The sequence below is a fragment of the Micropruina glycogenica genome, from assembly GCF_900289045.1.
GTDB lineage: Bacteria > Actinomycetota > Actinomycetes > Propionibacteriales > Propionibacteriaceae > Micropruina > Micropruina glycogenica.
The window spans coordinates 214,413-228,434 of record NZ_LT985188.1; the positions used below are offsets into that span (position 1 = coordinate 214,413).

General features: G+C 66.8%; 14 protein-coding genes. 6 read left to right on the forward strand and 8 right to left on the reverse strand.

All coding sequences use genetic code 11. The features are described 5' to 3' along the window. The first annotated feature begins 45 nt into the window (after nt 1–45). The gene (locus MPLG2_RS00990) at nt 46–1,272 is read left to right on the forward strand and encodes a tyrosine-type recombinase/integrase (protein ID WP_197710025.1); all 1,227 of its coding nucleotides are present in this window, start codon (nt 46–48) and stop codon (nt 1,270–1,272) included. 114 nt (nt 1,273–1,386) lie between these two features. Here the strand turns inward: MPLG2_RS00990 and MPLG2_RS00995 are convergent, their stop codons facing one another. The 3 genes from MPLG2_RS00995 to MPLG2_RS01005 all read right to left on the reverse strand — a co-directional run bounded on the left by MPLG2_RS00995 (nt 1,387) and on the right by MPLG2_RS01005 (nt 2,926). Next, nucleotides 1,387–1,950, reverse strand: coding sequence for a hypothetical protein (locus MPLG2_RS00995; protein ID WP_158680761.1), 564 nt, complete (start codon nt 1,948–1,950; stop codon nt 1,387–1,389). Between the two features lie 18 nt (nt 1,951–1,968). Beyond that, nucleotides 1,969–2,157, reverse strand: a complete 189-nt coding sequence (locus MPLG2_RS01000) for a hypothetical protein (protein ID WP_105184535.1) — start codon at nt 2,155–2,157, stop codon at nt 1,969–1,971. 115 nt (nt 2,158–2,272) lie between these two features. Then, the gene (locus tag MPLG2_RS01005; RefSeq protein ID WP_105184536.1) at nt 2,273–2,926 is read right to left on the reverse strand and encodes a hypothetical protein; all 654 of its coding nucleotides are present in this window, start codon (nt 2,924–2,926) and stop codon (nt 2,273–2,275) included. A 623-nt stretch (nt 2,927–3,549) separates the two neighbouring features. Here MPLG2_RS01005 and MPLG2_RS01010 point away from each other — a divergent pair. Together MPLG2_RS01010 and MPLG2_RS01015 are read left to right on the forward strand one after the other, a co-directional pair. Then, a complete protein-coding gene (locus MPLG2_RS01010; RefSeq protein WP_105184537.1) occupies nt 3,550–4,134 on the forward strand; it encodes a MarR family transcriptional regulator in 585 nt (194 codons plus the stop codon). Beyond that, on the forward strand, nt 4,125–4,586 hold the full coding sequence (locus MPLG2_RS01015) for a hypothetical protein (RefSeq protein ID WP_105184538.1): 462 nt from the start codon (nt 4,125–4,127) through the stop codon (nt 4,584–4,586). Before MPLG2_RS01010 ends, MPLG2_RS01015 begins: the two co-directional genes overlap by 10 nt. Before the next feature lie 17 nt (nt 4,587–4,603). Here the strand turns inward: MPLG2_RS01015 and MPLG2_RS01020 are convergent, their stop codons facing one another. Then, entirely contained in the window at nt 4,604–5,371 is a 768-nt protein-coding gene (locus MPLG2_RS01020) for a metallophosphoesterase family protein (protein ID WP_197710026.1), read from the reverse strand. Between the two features lie 308 nt (nt 5,372–5,679). Between MPLG2_RS01020 and MPLG2_RS01025 the strand changes: the two genes are divergently transcribed. Continuing rightward, on the forward strand, nt 5,680–6,888 hold the full coding sequence (locus MPLG2_RS01025; protein WP_105184540.1) for an IS110 family RNA-guided transposase: 1,209 nt from the start codon (nt 5,680–5,682) through the stop codon (nt 6,886–6,888). Between the two features lie 40 nt (nt 6,889–6,928). Here the strand turns inward: MPLG2_RS01025 and MPLG2_RS01030 are convergent, their stop codons facing one another. Continuing rightward, nucleotides 6,929–7,138 (reverse strand): helix-turn-helix domain-containing protein, encoded by a 210-nt coding sequence (locus MPLG2_RS01030; protein WP_105184541.1) that lies wholly within the window; start codon nt 7,136–7,138, stop codon nt 6,929–6,931. Between the two features lie 23 nt (nt 7,139–7,161). Beyond that, complete coding sequence (gene mobF / locus MPLG2_RS01035; protein ID WP_158680762.1) at nt 7,162–11,121, reverse strand: MobF family relaxase; 3,960 nt, start codon at nt 11,119–11,121, stop codon at nt 7,162–7,164. 637 nt (nt 11,122–11,758) lie between these two features. Here mobF and MPLG2_RS01040 point away from each other — a divergent pair. Together MPLG2_RS01040 and vapC are read left to right on the forward strand one after the other, a co-directional pair. Continuing rightward, the gene (locus tag MPLG2_RS01040) at nt 11,759–11,983 is read left to right on the forward strand and encodes a type II toxin-antitoxin system VapB family antitoxin (RefSeq protein WP_105184543.1); all 225 of its coding nucleotides are present in this window, start codon (nt 11,759–11,761) and stop codon (nt 11,981–11,983) included. Next, on the forward strand, nt 11,980–12,390 hold the full coding sequence (gene vapC, locus MPLG2_RS01045) for a type II toxin-antitoxin system VapC family toxin (protein ID WP_105184544.1): 411 nt from the start codon (nt 11,980–11,982) through the stop codon (nt 12,388–12,390). Before MPLG2_RS01040 ends, vapC begins: the two co-directional genes overlap by 4 nt. A 78-nt stretch (nt 12,391–12,468) precedes the next feature. Here the strand turns inward: vapC and MPLG2_RS01050 are convergent, their stop codons facing one another. Together MPLG2_RS01050 and MPLG2_RS01055 are read right to left on the reverse strand one after the other, a co-directional pair. Then, the gene (locus MPLG2_RS01050) at nt 12,469–13,743 is read right to left on the reverse strand and encodes a type II toxin-antitoxin system HipA family toxin (RefSeq protein ID WP_105184545.1); all 1,275 of its coding nucleotides are present in this window, start codon (nt 13,741–13,743) and stop codon (nt 12,469–12,471) included. Further along, nucleotides 13,740–13,994, reverse strand: coding sequence for a helix-turn-helix domain-containing protein (locus MPLG2_RS01055; RefSeq protein ID WP_105184546.1), 255 nt, complete (start codon nt 13,992–13,994; stop codon nt 13,740–13,742). Before MPLG2_RS01055 ends, MPLG2_RS01050 begins: the two co-directional genes overlap by 4 nt. Between the last annotated feature and the right edge of the window lie 28 nt (nt 13,995–14,022).

The following is a 14,022-nucleotide window of genomic DNA, read 5'->3' on the forward strand; positions in this document are numbered from 1 at the left end:
CAGGCTAGTGACTAGGCCAAACACTACAATCGTTCAGACGCACTGGTGGGCATAAATGGGCAGAGATACACTGCCTTAGTGCACGTAGAGTGCACGAAATCGGGCTTCTGGGGGGTTACCGTGGCAGAGCGACGAGACTTCGGGACGATCCGAAGGCTGCCATCGGGTCGGTATCAGGCTACCTACATCGGTCCTGACCTGGGTAGGCACAAGGCGCCGTCGACGTTCGAGAAGCGGGACCTGGCCGTGGTCTGGCTGCGCAACGAGCAGCGCATGATCGAGGACGCGGTCGCCGACGAGCTGCGCTGGGTGTCTCCTGAGGAGCGACTGGCGGCGTCGCGACGCAAGGCCGAACCGAAGGTGAGGTTCGGCGAATACGGCGCGAAGTGGATCGTCGAGAGGCGCAACTCCAAGGGAGAGCCGCTGCGCGCGCTGACCCGCAAGGACTATGAGCTGGTGCTCGCCAAGTACCTGGTGCCGACGTTCGGTGATCGACCGATCGACCAAATCACTCGCGCGGACGTGCGCACCTGGCACACCAAGGTCGGTACAGCGGCACCGCGAACTCGGGCGAAGGCGTACGGACTGTTGCGAGCCATCATGAACACGGCCGTGGACGACGAGCTGATCGCGGCGTCCCCCGTCCACATCCGAGGCGCTGGCGCGCAAGCCATCAAACGAAAGGTCGAGCCGGCGACACCGGCAGAGATCGAGCTCATGGCGGACGCGATGCCGCCCAGGTTGAGGGCCTCGGTGATCATCTCCGCATGGTGCGCGCTTCGCTACGGCGAGTTGGCTGAGCTGCGGCGCAAGGACATCGACGTCAAGCGTCAGCTGATCCGGGTGCGTCGAGCGGTCACCTTCCCACCGGGCGGCCCGGTGGTCGGGCCACCGAAGTCGGACGCCGGCGTCCGTGACGTATCGATCCCGCCACACATCTGGCCGGTGGTCGAAGAACACCTGAAGGAGTACGTCCGTCCGACTCCGGATGCGCTGCTCTTCCCGAGTGAGGGTCGTGGCCACATCTGGCACTCAGGGATGAACAACTACTTCAGCAAGGCGCGCACCGCCGCCGGTCGCGAGGATCTCAAGTGGCACGACCTTCGCCACACAGGAGCCACCCTTGCTGCTCAGGTGGGTGCGACGACCGCCGAACTGCAGGCCAGATTGGGTCATTCCACGTCGGTCGCTGCGCAGCTCTATCAGCATGCGGCCAAGGATCGGGACCGCCACATTGCGGAGCGCTTGTCCCGCCTCGTCGACGGCACCTGAGGGGTTAACGCCACGGATGGTGCCGCCGCCTTGCGTGGGTGAAGAAACGAAGCGACCGGATCTAGCCGATGGGCGCATCATAAGAACCTCACGCTGATTTGGCAGCGGCCCGGCTCAGCTCGGAATGAGGTCTCGAATCCGCTGTGACCATGTGCGGTGCCGCACATGTCCCTGTTCCGTGTCAGAGAGGATGTCGTCCCAGGTCGGCATGATGGGCTCAGCCCCGAACTCGATCGCCCAGCGGACGGCAGTCTCGAACATCATCCGCGGGGTAGGAAGGTGCTCGGGCCGTCCCTCGGCATTCGCCATGGGCTTCAGGTGTAGGTGGGGTTCGCGGAAGTTCGACCTTCCCTCCGGATGCCAGTGCATGGCCCAGAGTTCTCGGTTACCTAGGGTCATGGAGTAGTCGTAGCCGAGCGTCGTCACCCGGAACGGGCCGAGCGGTCCAGGGTCTTTGATCAGCTTCCAGGCCATGTACCCGTAGAGCATGCCATCGCGCCTCTCCAGGCCCCGGAGGCTCACCCCCATCGCGTCGTTCAGGCTCCACGAGTACGGCTTGTCCAGCTCGTAGTGGTGCATGGCTGAAACGCTCAGTGGGGTCTCGGTAAGACACCTGAGGGCGCGCCTGATCGGCTGCAGGAAGGCACTCACCGCCGGGGTGGGCTTCCGCCCCGCCATTCACCCTCCTCTTGTATCTCAGTTCAGCAGCTGCGCTGCGTGCGATAGCCGCGAAACCGCGGGGTTGTCCACGCCTTCGTACTCGCCACGTTGAAGCCGAGCCAGGAACTCGACACCAGAAAGGTTGAGGAACTTCTTTGCCTGCTCATCAATCGCGCGAGCGACCTTGCTCCGGTCGACGCACTTGAGTTGCACGATTTTGTCCACCGCTCGCCCTCCTCTTGCAGCACGGTATCTCAATCATCTAGGCCGCCACTGACAACCGGCCAAATCCATCCCGGCCAAGCGCGACGTTGAGACCTGCGCGGCATCTAGACGCAAGTCAGGACGCCGGTTCGGTCTGGGTCGTGGCTTCGCGCGTTAGCGTGGAATCGGAGGTGCCCGCACCAAGTCGACTCTCCAGGTGGCTCTGGGGCTCGGCCGTCTGCCGCTCAATCTCGTCTTCGTCGTGGCGCTCAACATCGGCCAGCACCTGAAGGTAGCCGTGGATTTCATTGGACAGGGCGCCAACAGGCTCACCGCGGATGTACTGGCCGATCGCCTCCCGCGCGGCGCGACACACGATGCGAGTCATCAGCTGAGCTGGCTCGTCCAGGTATCCCATCCCGCAGATGCGCTCACCACTCGACGCTACGAGCCTTGGTATCGGCTCAACATGCTCGCGGACTGGGCTCGGCATGTAGATGAGCGCGGTGTCGATCTCGCGCACAAGCCGCCGCAGCTCAGCGCGGTCGCTCTGTGCCACGATGTCAGACGGACTCCGGGGGATGAAACGGTTGAGCAGCTGATCGATCTCGCGAATAAGGTGGAGAATCTGTTCAGCCGCCGTGTCTGCGCGGGCGCGAACCTCCGCTGCTCGCGCCTCGGCGGTGCGTGCCTTCCACTCCGCCTCCTGCTGCTTGCGCGTGAGGCGACTGGTAACCCATGCGGTGACCGCGCTGACGAGCAGCGTCGCGAGTATCGACCACGGGTCCATGACGCCTAGTGTGGCGCTCCTGCAGCCCCAGCGCACGCGTTCCAAAGGGGCGGTCGGATGGGGGCGAATAGCCCAAGGCCAATGAAGTGCGCACCGCACAGATCTGCTACTCATCGTCCCGAGAGGAAGTGATCAGCTGTGTCTAGGAGCGGCCGGTGTTTGAGTCGAGCTCCCGATGAAGCAGGGTAAGCCGGTCGGGTGGGATTGGTTTGCTCACGTAGTGGCATCTGCTGCCATTGTCGATGGGAGATTCGGCTTCAACGTCGTCCACCAACCGCACGTCGACGGAACCGCCTGTTGTTCATCCGGACGAACCGATCAACCTCGAACTGGTCTTGGCGCAAGAAGGCGCCGGCCACCTCCGGACTGAGGCTCCCTGTGATGCCAGGGCTGGTCGCCACATGCGCTCCCAGTCCAGGCCTGCAGGCCTGATGGACTCGCGATTGCGGCTGGGGGTGACGTGAAACGCTTGCACGTCAGGACGGTACTCAACGCCTACCGACCTGAGCCAACTATCCCCCAGAGCCACGGCCGGTTGGCCAGACGGCTTGGAGTGGTTCACCTCGGCGCTGTGGCGTGCACCATCCTTGACTGTCCGTTAAACGGATAATATTATCCGTTATATGAGAACTCAGGCGCCACTACTTGCACCGGTCTTCCGGTCGGACGGGCAGGCGCGCCTCCTGTCCCTGCTGCTACTCGGAGACGAGGAACTCAGCGTCACAGATCTGGCCGACCGGGGTCAGATGCCGTACCCGACCGTTCATCGGGAGATCACCCGGCTTCTTGATGCTGGCATCCTCGCCGAGCGCCAAGTGGGGCGCACTCGACTGATCCGGGCGAATCCGGAGAGCCCCTTGACCGAGCCGCTTCGACAGATCCTTCTGGTGGCCACGGGACCAGTCGCCCTGCTGGCAGAGGAACTCGGCAACGTGCCAGGTGTTGAGTCTGCCTTCTTGTACGGGTCATTCGCAGCCCGCATGAGGGGCGTTGAAGGGCGAGCACCCTCTGACATCGACGTCATGGTGGTCGGGACCCCGGACGCTGCCGCCGTGTACGACGCCTGTCGACGGGTCGAGCATCTGGTGGGAAGGCCGGTGAACCCGACGATCAGCACGCGAGAAGAGCTGAGCCACGAGTCAGGCTTTCTCGAACACGTCCGCGCCAATCCCATCGTCCACGTGTTGGGTGAGCCGCCATGGCAGTGACCGGCCTGACGACCGTTCAGCAACGGGCCGTCGATGCCCTTGTGGCCAACGGACGGCTCGCACGAGTACCAGTTGACCTGACCAAAGCCACGATCTTCATGCGCCAAGCCCAGGACGTCATCACGGACCTGCCTCACCTCACCAAGGCGCAGAACCGATACAACCTGGCCTACGACGCTTGCCACGACGTCGGCGAAGCCGTACTTGCCGCGCACGGGTACCGCACACTGAGCGGACCCGGCCAACACGAAACCATCGGCCTGTTCCTTTGCGCCGTCATCGACAAGCCACCCGGCGACCAGGACGCACGACGCTTCGACCAGTTGCGGCGATCCCGCAACCGTCAGCGGTACGACGCCCGTCCAGTGAGCGAAGCCGAGGCGACCCTTGCAGCCCGGACTGCGGTGGCGCTTCTGGGTGCTGCCTTGGCGAGAGGATTGCCAAGTCCCTGACCTGCTCCATGACCGCGTCATGGCAGCGGGAGCTCCTCCCCCTGTGCGTCGACGAGCAGGGTGAGCTCGCTTGGAGGCGTGCCGTCCAACGCCAAGCCTTCGACACGGACCGTTCCGTGAGCGGCCTCGATGGTCGACGAGTACCGGACGTGGTGGTGCCCGTGGAACCAACGGGACGCGTGCACGCCGTCAAGAATCCGCCGCGTGCGTTCCTGGTGTGCATCCGCACGGACGACCGCTTCGAGGGGCCACCAGTTGCGGCGGAGCGGGGGAGGAGCGTCCTGCTGCAGGCGCTCGCGCAGGAACGGAGTTCCCATCGGTGCGTCGTGCGCTACCACCACGTCTGCGCGACCGGCGTCGATGAGCGCGGCGGCTTGCCGTTCGGTCACCTCCTCTTCTGGGAACCAGTCGACCCCTTCTGTGCGTAAGTGCTTGTCGACTGACGGAGCGCCGCCGACGGCCAGCCACCGAGTGGAACCCCACGTCCAGCGGTACCCGACCGGCAGTTCGAAGATGCGCGCGCCGATGGCTCGGCGGCCTTCGTGGCCGATCGGCAGTCTTGCGAGCTCTGGCCAGTCCTCGTGGTTGCCGGGCACGAACCACAGTTCAAGGCCGGCTGACGCTAGCGCGTCATCGACGAGGGTGAGGAACTCGACACCGGCGCCGTGCTCGGCGCGCGGCCAGTAGCCGAAGTCGCCGACTTGAAGGATCAGGTCGGCGTTGACGGCTTGGGCGTGGTCGATCACTTCCAGAGCGGCCTGGCTGTTCATGTGCAGGTCGCCCACCAGCAGAATGCGTTGCGGATCAGTCACGGGTTTCTCCTGAGACCGTGAGGAGCGTGTGAATGACGCTACTCAGCACCACTGACGTTGATGATGGTAGGGCTCCGTCCGGGGTGTGACTCTGCCTCTGACTGGTCCGCTCTGCGGGTGCCTTACCCTGATCTGTCCACTCCGGGACGGGGCGTTCGAAGGTGCACCGACCGAGCAGTCATGACTTCATAGGAGCCTGGTCTAGAGGCCCCGTCAACGTCTTGTCTGCCTGCCCGGCCGGCGTTGCCGATCCGTCTCGAAGTGGAAGGGCGTCATCCATCATGACAAGCCAGCGTCTCGTTGTCGCCGGGGCAGACACACACTCCCAGACCCATCACGTGGCCGTGCTCGATGCCGGGACCGGAGCGTTGCTGGGCGACCGGCAGTTCCCAGCGACCCTGGCCGGGTATCGCGCGATCCTCGCGTTCATCAGCGATTTCGGGGCGGTGGTCCGGTTCGGTATCGAGGGCACGAACTCCTACGGTGCCGGCCTGACCCGTCACGCGGTCGCCGCCGGGGTCGAGGTTCGTGAGGTGATCCGTCCGAACCGTGCCGAGCGTCGCCTCCACGGCAAGTCCGACCCGCTCGATGCGATCACTGCTGCACGCGTCGTTATGGCCGGCGAAGCGTTGCCGACCCCCAAGAGCAGTGACGGCCCCATCGAGTCGATCCGGGTCCTTCACCTGGCCCGCGACTCGGCGGTCAAGGCACGCGCGAACGTACTCCGGCAAATCGCGATGATCCTGGTCTCCGCACCCGTCGAGCAGCGGGAGAGGCCGCACCAGCTCGGCGAGAAGGCCCTGCTCAACACGCTCCGGCGTTCTCGCCCCAACCACCCCAGTCACGGTGTCGAGCATGCGACCGCGGTCTCGTTGCGGTCCCTCGCCCGCCGGCATCACCACCTCAGCGAGGAGATCGACGACCTCACCGACCACCTCCGCGACCTCGTGGCACACGCCGCGCCGGCGTTGCTCGCCGCCAAAGGCGTCGGAGTCGTCACCGCTGCGCAACTCCTGATCACCACCGGTGACAACCCAGCCCGGATCACCAGCAAGGCCGCCTTTGCCGCGCTCACCGGCGTCGCCCCGATCCCGGCCTCCAGCGGCAAGACCACCCGACATCGTCTCAATCGGGGCGGCGACCGTCGCGCCAACAACGCGATCCACACCATCGCCCTGGTCCGCATGAGCATGGACCCCCGAACGAAGACCTACATCACCAAGAAGCGAGGCGAGGGCAAGACGAAGCTCGAAGCAATCCGATGCCTGAAACGCCACCTCGCCAACGAACTATTCACCCTGATCACCAACCCACCCGAAGTGCCCGACATCAGCGACCTCCGACCCGCACGCCAAGCCCGCGGACTGTCCCTCCAGACCGTCGCCGACCACTTCGGCGTCTGGCCCATGCACATCTCCACCATCGAACGAGGCAAACGCCACGACGACGATCTCGCCAACCGCTACCGCCAATGGCTCAACGCCGCTTGACACCCCATAGGAGCATCACGGCTCGGTCACTGGTCATGGCTCAGAAGTCGTCCGCGCTCTGGATCTTGCGGAACAGCTTGGCCAGGTCGGCGGCGCCGATGCGGATGATCTGACGGCCGCAGCGAACGGCCGAGAGCTGCCCCTGGTTGATTCTCCTCCGTAGGAAGGTCTCCGACACGTCGTACAGTGCGGCGGCCTTGGCGATCGACAGGTACTCGGGCTGGGGGTTGGGTACACGGCGGGTGGGCATGGCTTTGCTCCTTCTGTTGGGGTTCAGATGCGTGGGCCGTGCGACGGCGGGCGGGACATGGGAGGCGCGATGTCCTCGGGTCGACGATGCAGATTGATCGGCTCGACGGTCTCCCAGATCGGCGGTGCAGTGCGCTGCCGTTCGATGCGGGACGCGAGGGCGGCGGCGGGGTGGTCGTCGGGGAGCAGGCCGTCCGCGACGGCGTCTCGCACCCAACGCCGGACTGGATCGCCGTCAGCAGCCCAGGCGGCCACCTGGCGTCCTACCACCGCAGTGTGAGGATCGCGCTGCAGGTCGGGGACGGTGTCGCGCAGCCAGTTGGTCCACTGCCGAACCTCCGGGTGCTCGTCCACCAGCGCTTGGTCGAGACGGTACTGCCAACGTGCAGCGGCAGCGGCCGGCTGCGCGGCACCGGTCGGACGAAGGTCGCCATCCGAAACACCCATGGCGCATCTCCACACCGTGATCTCGGCGGCCAGCGCGGGCGAGGGTGGCAGGGGCATGTCCGCCAGCCAGGCCGGCCGCCGCTCGGCGCAGCCATTGCGCACCTCGTCCGCTAACTCCCGGACGAGCTGCTGCCTTGCCTCCACGTACACACCCCAGACCGGGTCGGCGCGCAGGCTTTCGGGAACTCCGTCAAGCCACGGCAGCGGACCACCTCGAGCGATTGGCTGCAGTCGCCACGACAACACCGCCGCGGGATCCTGAGCGTCGTCCAAACCGCCCGAATCTATCCCCCGTCGCAGCGCCTGGATCGAGTCGCCTCCTGACGCCTCGATCGTCAACAGGTGCGTGCGCAGGGCCGGCCAGGCGGGTGCCTCGGTCAGCCACAGCACCATCGAGTCGGCTGACCGTTCGATCTCGGCCTTTCGCTCGGCGCTGACGACCTGCTCGGCGGCTACGCCGACGGCATCGACGTAGCGATCCACCGCGGGCTTCAGGAGCACGGCCGGATTGGCCTGCTCACGCAGCGACCCGACCGCGGACACCGCCGCATCGTCCCGGCTCAGGACAGCCTCCAGAAGCTCGGTCGGCGTTGGTGGCCGGACCACCTCAGGCCGGAGCAGCGAATGCGGATCACCGTCCCCGACCGCGGTGACGTACACGTGATTGGCGTGCCGGCCACGGGTCATCATCGTGTACAGCTGCTGGCGGCTCTCCTGCCCGCTGAGCACGCCGTGCATCGAATCGACGGTCAGTCCCTGCGCACCATGGATCGTGCTGGCGTAGCCGAGCACCACATCGTCGCGGACGTACCCTGCCGGCAGTTTCACCTGCCACCCGGACGCATTCGCCACCGTCAGGCTCTGATCGCGGTTCACCGCCAGGACTGTCCAACGGTCCCCGTTGCGCACCCAGCCGTGCCGCGAGTACGTCAGCCGCCGCTCGTTGCGTCGGGTGACGATCGTGTCGCCCGCGGACACCCGATTGCCGTCGGCCAGCGACACCTCAGGCCCCGGCAAGCGCTCACCCAACCGCTGCGCCCGTGCCCGAGCGTTCAACTGGGCGACCAGGTCGTGGGTCGGCGCCAGCATCAGCGAATCGAGGCCGCGGGCACGGTCCGTCATCCAGCCATCGAACGCCTGGTCGAGGGTGGTGGTGGCATCCCCGACATGGATCCGCTGCCGGTCGAGATAGAACCCCAGCGCGGTCGGACGTCCCTGCCGCAACGCCAGCGACGCCGTCGCCTCCGCCGGATCGGAGAACCGGACCACCTCGTCCAGCCGGACGGCCCCGTGCTCGGCTGCGATCTCACGCAACACGCCGCCCGCCTCCACCGCTGAGAGCTGGTGATCGTCGCCGACCAGTCGGACGCTGCCGCCCCGTTTCACCACGAACGACACCACCTGTTCCAGGGTCAGGGTGTCGGCCATGCCCGCCTCGTCGATCACCACCAGAGTGCGCGGGCCGATGGCCGCCGCCCAGCCCGGCAGCCGCTCGTCGTCCAGGCCTTGGGTGAGCTTGTGCATGGTGTCCGCGTGGCCGCCCAGCTGCTGGCCGAGCGCGTCAGCGGCCGCCGCGGACGGTGCCAACCCGATGACGTCGCCGCCGGCCTCCCGCCAGGCCGACGCCAGCGCGTTCATGGCGGTGGTCTTGCCCGCGCCCGCCGGTGCGATCGCCACCTGTAACCGCGACCCTGAGGACGCCATCGCCCGCACCAGCTCGACCTGTCCGTCGTTCAGCCGCACGCCGTTCGCGTGTGCCTCCAGCAGCGCCAGGTCGATGGACCGCTGACCCACGACCATGCCGTCACGACGCCCGGCGGTGGCGAGCAGCAGGCGCTCGGCGGCGAGGATCGGCGCCGAGGAGTACCTGGCCGAGCCCGCCACGACGTACATCGAGTTGCCGTCCGCACGCCGCAGAGGCATCGGTTCGGGCACGTCACCGGGCATGTCCCGGGCGGTGTCCAGGGGGATGGAATGCCTGGTCAGCGCCAGGTCGACCAGGCACTGCGCCGCTGCTTCGGACACAATCCGACCAGAGCGCCGCACCTGCCGCTCCACCTCGGCACGCACATGCCACACCTGCCACGTCGCCCGGTTGCGCTCCACCACGCGGACCACCCGAGCCGCCGTCGCGTCCAGCCACGCCTCGTCCACCGGACGCCGCTCCGCCCGGCCAGGATTCAATGCGGCAGCCACCATCCGGGCCACACCACCACGTCCGAGCACGGCTTCGGCCTGCGCCGCCCACGCCCTTCGCTGCTCGGCCAGCGAGCGTGGCTCATGTTTCGCCTCCCGCGTCTCCAGGGTGGCCCGTTGACCCAGCGCGTGCTGCTCGCCGGGCGTCGGGGTGCGCCCCTGTTCGCGCTGGAAGTCGCCGACCAGCTCGCCCTGAGCCGTCCTGATCTCGAGATCGCGCTGCGACCAGCGCCGCAGCAGAGCCGGGTCGACGCCGGCGATCTCGCGCACCGGTCGGACGTCCCTGCCGTCCTGACGGTCGACGAACCGCACCCCCAAGTCCCGGGTCAGGTGCTGCTCGAGCGCAGTGTTGTAGCGCTCCGACGCGGCCACGTTGGCCAAGTAGAGCAGCCGCCCGTCGATGGCGAGCCAGTCGCCGTCGTCGACCGCCTGCACCTTGTTGGCCACCGCCACGTGCGTGTGCAGGTCGGGATCGCCGGCCCGCGAATCGCGGTGCGTGAAGGCGGCAGCGACTAGCCCGTGCGTCCTCACCTGCCGGACGCCGTTGCGTCCCCGACGGGTGTACAGCGCCTCTTGCTCGATGTAGCGCAGGGCGTCCGCCACGGCCAGGTCGTGGCAGTGCTGGATGCGGGCGGCCGTTGCCGGATCGGCCAGTGCCCACAGCGCCGACACCGACTTCACAGGCGAGAACGTCAGGTCATAGCCGGCTACGCCTTGACGGCTCGGACGCGAGTCCCGAGCAATGAACCCGGTCAGCTCCCGCGGGTTGAGCGGTGCCCGTCCGAACCTCTCCTGGAACCGGTCCCGGCCCACCGCCGTCCGAATCGAGGCACGAACGACCTGCGTGACCGGAGCGCCGTCGGGATGGCCGTTGGCCCGATTCCACGCCGCGATGCGTCCCGACACCTCGTCGGCGAACGCCTCACCGCCGCCGTAGATGCCCCAGCGCTGGCCCAGCCGCATGGCGTTCTTGACGTCACTCGCCGTGGCGTGGTTGTCCAGCGCGTCGAGTCGCTCCCGCGCCAGCGGATGATCGCCGACGCCGAACAGGGACAGCATCTGATCCGCGGTGACCTGATCGCCGGCCTCCAAGCCGTCGATGCCGACCAGGCCCGAGCCCAGCCAGCGTCCGGGCGACTCGCCCTTCTGCTCGTAGTAGTCGGCCAGGCTGGTGTGGCCCTTGGCGGTGGAGTCCTGCGCAGCGACCTGCCGGGTCAGGTAGTCATACCCCGACCCGGCGGTCAGCTTGTGCAGGCTCATCATGGCCGGCACCGCCGCAGAAGAATCCTCACACCCCTTGTACCTGCAAAAACGGGGTCGATCGGGACAGATCGCCCGCAATGGGTGTGGACGCGGCACAGTGTCGGCGAGGGCCAGGCGGCGAGCCGCAGGAGCACTGCATCGTGCGGCACGTCCAGGCCGACGCTCGATGTAGGCACCACTAGCGCCAGTCGGCGCACGCTCACATTGGCGCACCGGTGCAGAGGCGATCTGCGCAATCTCTTCACACCCCTCTTACAGCCCCCGAAATCCGCCCATCTCGGACACCGACGGCAACTTCTTAGGAAATCCAGTGGTCGCGGACGTCGACGAGGCGCGTGTTGCTGCCGTGAAGCAACGGCGGCGGTCCGGGGAGCGCATGGACGTCATACCCCCTAAAGCGCTGACTTCCGACTTCTCGGACACACAGATTTCGGCTTGTTCAGGCGGGAGGAGGTTGGCCGGAGTGCAGTGGGCGACGTGGGAGGGGCGGCGGGACCATCTCGTGGAATGCCTGCCGCCGGTGTCGCCAGTTGGGGTCGACTCCGAAGCGACTCGAGGTCGCACACGGCACGCCTGTACGCCGAGGCCGGTGATCTCGCGCTTGGCTTCGACCACCGCGATCTGGTCGGTCCGAATTGCGTCGGAGCGGACTGCTCCGCCGACGCTGAGATGCGCCTCGCCAGACGTGTGTAAACTTGTGTGTAAGGAGGCGCACATGGCTACCAATCTTGCGATTGACCCCGAACTGCTCGACCGCGCCCTGTCGGTGAGTGGGGTGCGAACGAAGAAGGAGGCGGTGACGATCGCGCTACGGGAGTTCATCGCACGACGCGAACAGGCGCGCATCGTCGAGTCCTTCGGCACCCTCGACTGGGACGACGATTACGACTACAAGGCCGACCGGCGAAGCCGCGACCTGGACGGTGAGCCCGTCGAGTGAGTCGGTTCCTGGTAGACACCAGTGTTTGGTCGCTGGCCTACCGTCGGGACACGCCGCCCGACGTATCGCAGGTCGCCGCATTGAGGTCGGCGCTCGTGGGAGGCGAGTACGTCGCGATCACCGGCATGGTGCTGTTGGAGCTGCTCCGCGGCTTTCTGCCGCCTCGAGCGCAGGATCGCATCATGAACGATCTCGCTGCACTCGAGCTGATCGAGCCGACTCGCGACGACTATGTCGAGGCTGCTCGGCTGGCGAACACCTGCCGGCAGGCAGGCGTCCAGCTCGGTTCGGTGGACGCCCTGCTCGCGCAGCTCGCGATCTCCCGGCATCTGGAAATGCTGACGACCGATCGCGACTTCGAGAACGCGGCGAGGGTGGTTCCCCTGCAGGTCTGGCGGTTGGCGTAGTCCGCCCGGGAGTCTCGTCGGCAGCCGCGAGAGGCTCCGCCGCGTCGTCATCTATTCCCCCTACCACCGCTGGTGCGGTCAGCGCCAACTCCTGGCCAGCGATTCGGCATGGGACGTGATCTGCTCGGCCAATCGCTCCGCGCGCCGCCGGGTTGACGCGGGCAAGGTGCTCATACCCTCGTCCAGCGCCCCGGGGAGCGCGTCACGCAGGGTGCCGAACCTGGCCACTGCAGTGTCGCCGCCCACGCCCAGCCGGCGGCCGACCTTCGCCCAATCGGTCGGTGAGATTTCGCGCATGATGCGATTGTCCCCGATGCGCATCGACGACTCGAGTGGTCGATCCGAGGGGTAGGCCACCGCGGAGGCGAGGTCGTACAGCGGCGCCAGTTGGGCTCGGCTTCCCTGCAGCAGCAGGGAGTAGTTCTTGGCATGAGCGTCGGTGCCGCCGATCAGCACGTTGTAGACGAGCGCGTCCAGGAACCGGTTGGCGCTGGCAACGCGATCGGTCAGATTCAGTCGGGTGAGCAGGTCCGCGATTTCGCCGACACCCGGTCCGCCGTCGGCCTGGTACTTGCGGCTGGGATCGACCGACAACGCCTGGCACAGGTCCTCCTGATGAAGCCGGCGGATCCGGCCCTGCGGGTCAGCCGTTCGGTCGTAGCGGGTCGACACGATGGCGCGGACGTCCCCAACCTCGAGTAGTTCGGAGGTCGCAGCGGGCAGCCCCATGATGCGCGCAACACGCTGGCACAGCACCTCATTGAGATGATGATCGTCGAAGCCTTCGAGAGCCGGTTTGACGATGTGCGTGGTGGGAGTTGAGCCCTGAGGAACGCCCCACGAGCCGTCCGGCGCACGGAACAGCGCCACCTTTGACTGGGCGCCGGCCAGACTCCACCGTCCGGCGTAACGGCCCGGGTTCCAGTCAGAGCGATGTTCCGCCAGATCGTGCACGAGAGCGACAAGATCTTCATCGGTCAGCCACTCGACCTGACGGACGTCGGGGCCGGCGTCGCTGCTGCTCTCACCCTCCGGCACGATCTGCACGGCGCCGGCAGCGTCCCTGCCCACGTGCCTCAGCAGGGCAAACGGGTTGTTCGGCGAGACGCCGTAGGTCGTGCCCCAGCGGTCACGAACCGCCTGATTGTCCGGAAGCAGTCCTTCGATGAACGCGCGGACGACGCGACTGGCGTAGGAGCCCGAACGCAGCGGCATGGCGAGTGACAGCGGGGTCGGGTCCGCGAGGGTTAGGTACGAGTCGTCGTAGCTGAAGCCGAGCTGACCCTGCCTGGACTGAGTGAGCGCGCCGATGAGCGTCCCATCCAGATAGACGGCCAACGCCTCGCTGGTCACTGGCCCTCCAGGACCGACGCGAACGGGTCGGATTCGGCATTGGGCGGCGGGGTTGCCTCGATGGTGACGGTGAGCCCCAAGGCGGTGAACGTATCGAGAACCTTGGCCAGTTCGAGGCGCGGATGCCCCTGTTCGAGGCGAACGAGCCAGTCGCGACCGACTCCTGAGCGCTCAGCGAGCTGGGCCTGCGTCCAGCCCAGCCCTAGCCGGGCCTCGCGGACGGCGAGCCCCACCTCTTGGGATGTTCGCATGCCGGCTCCTTGTAGTCGTACGGCGACA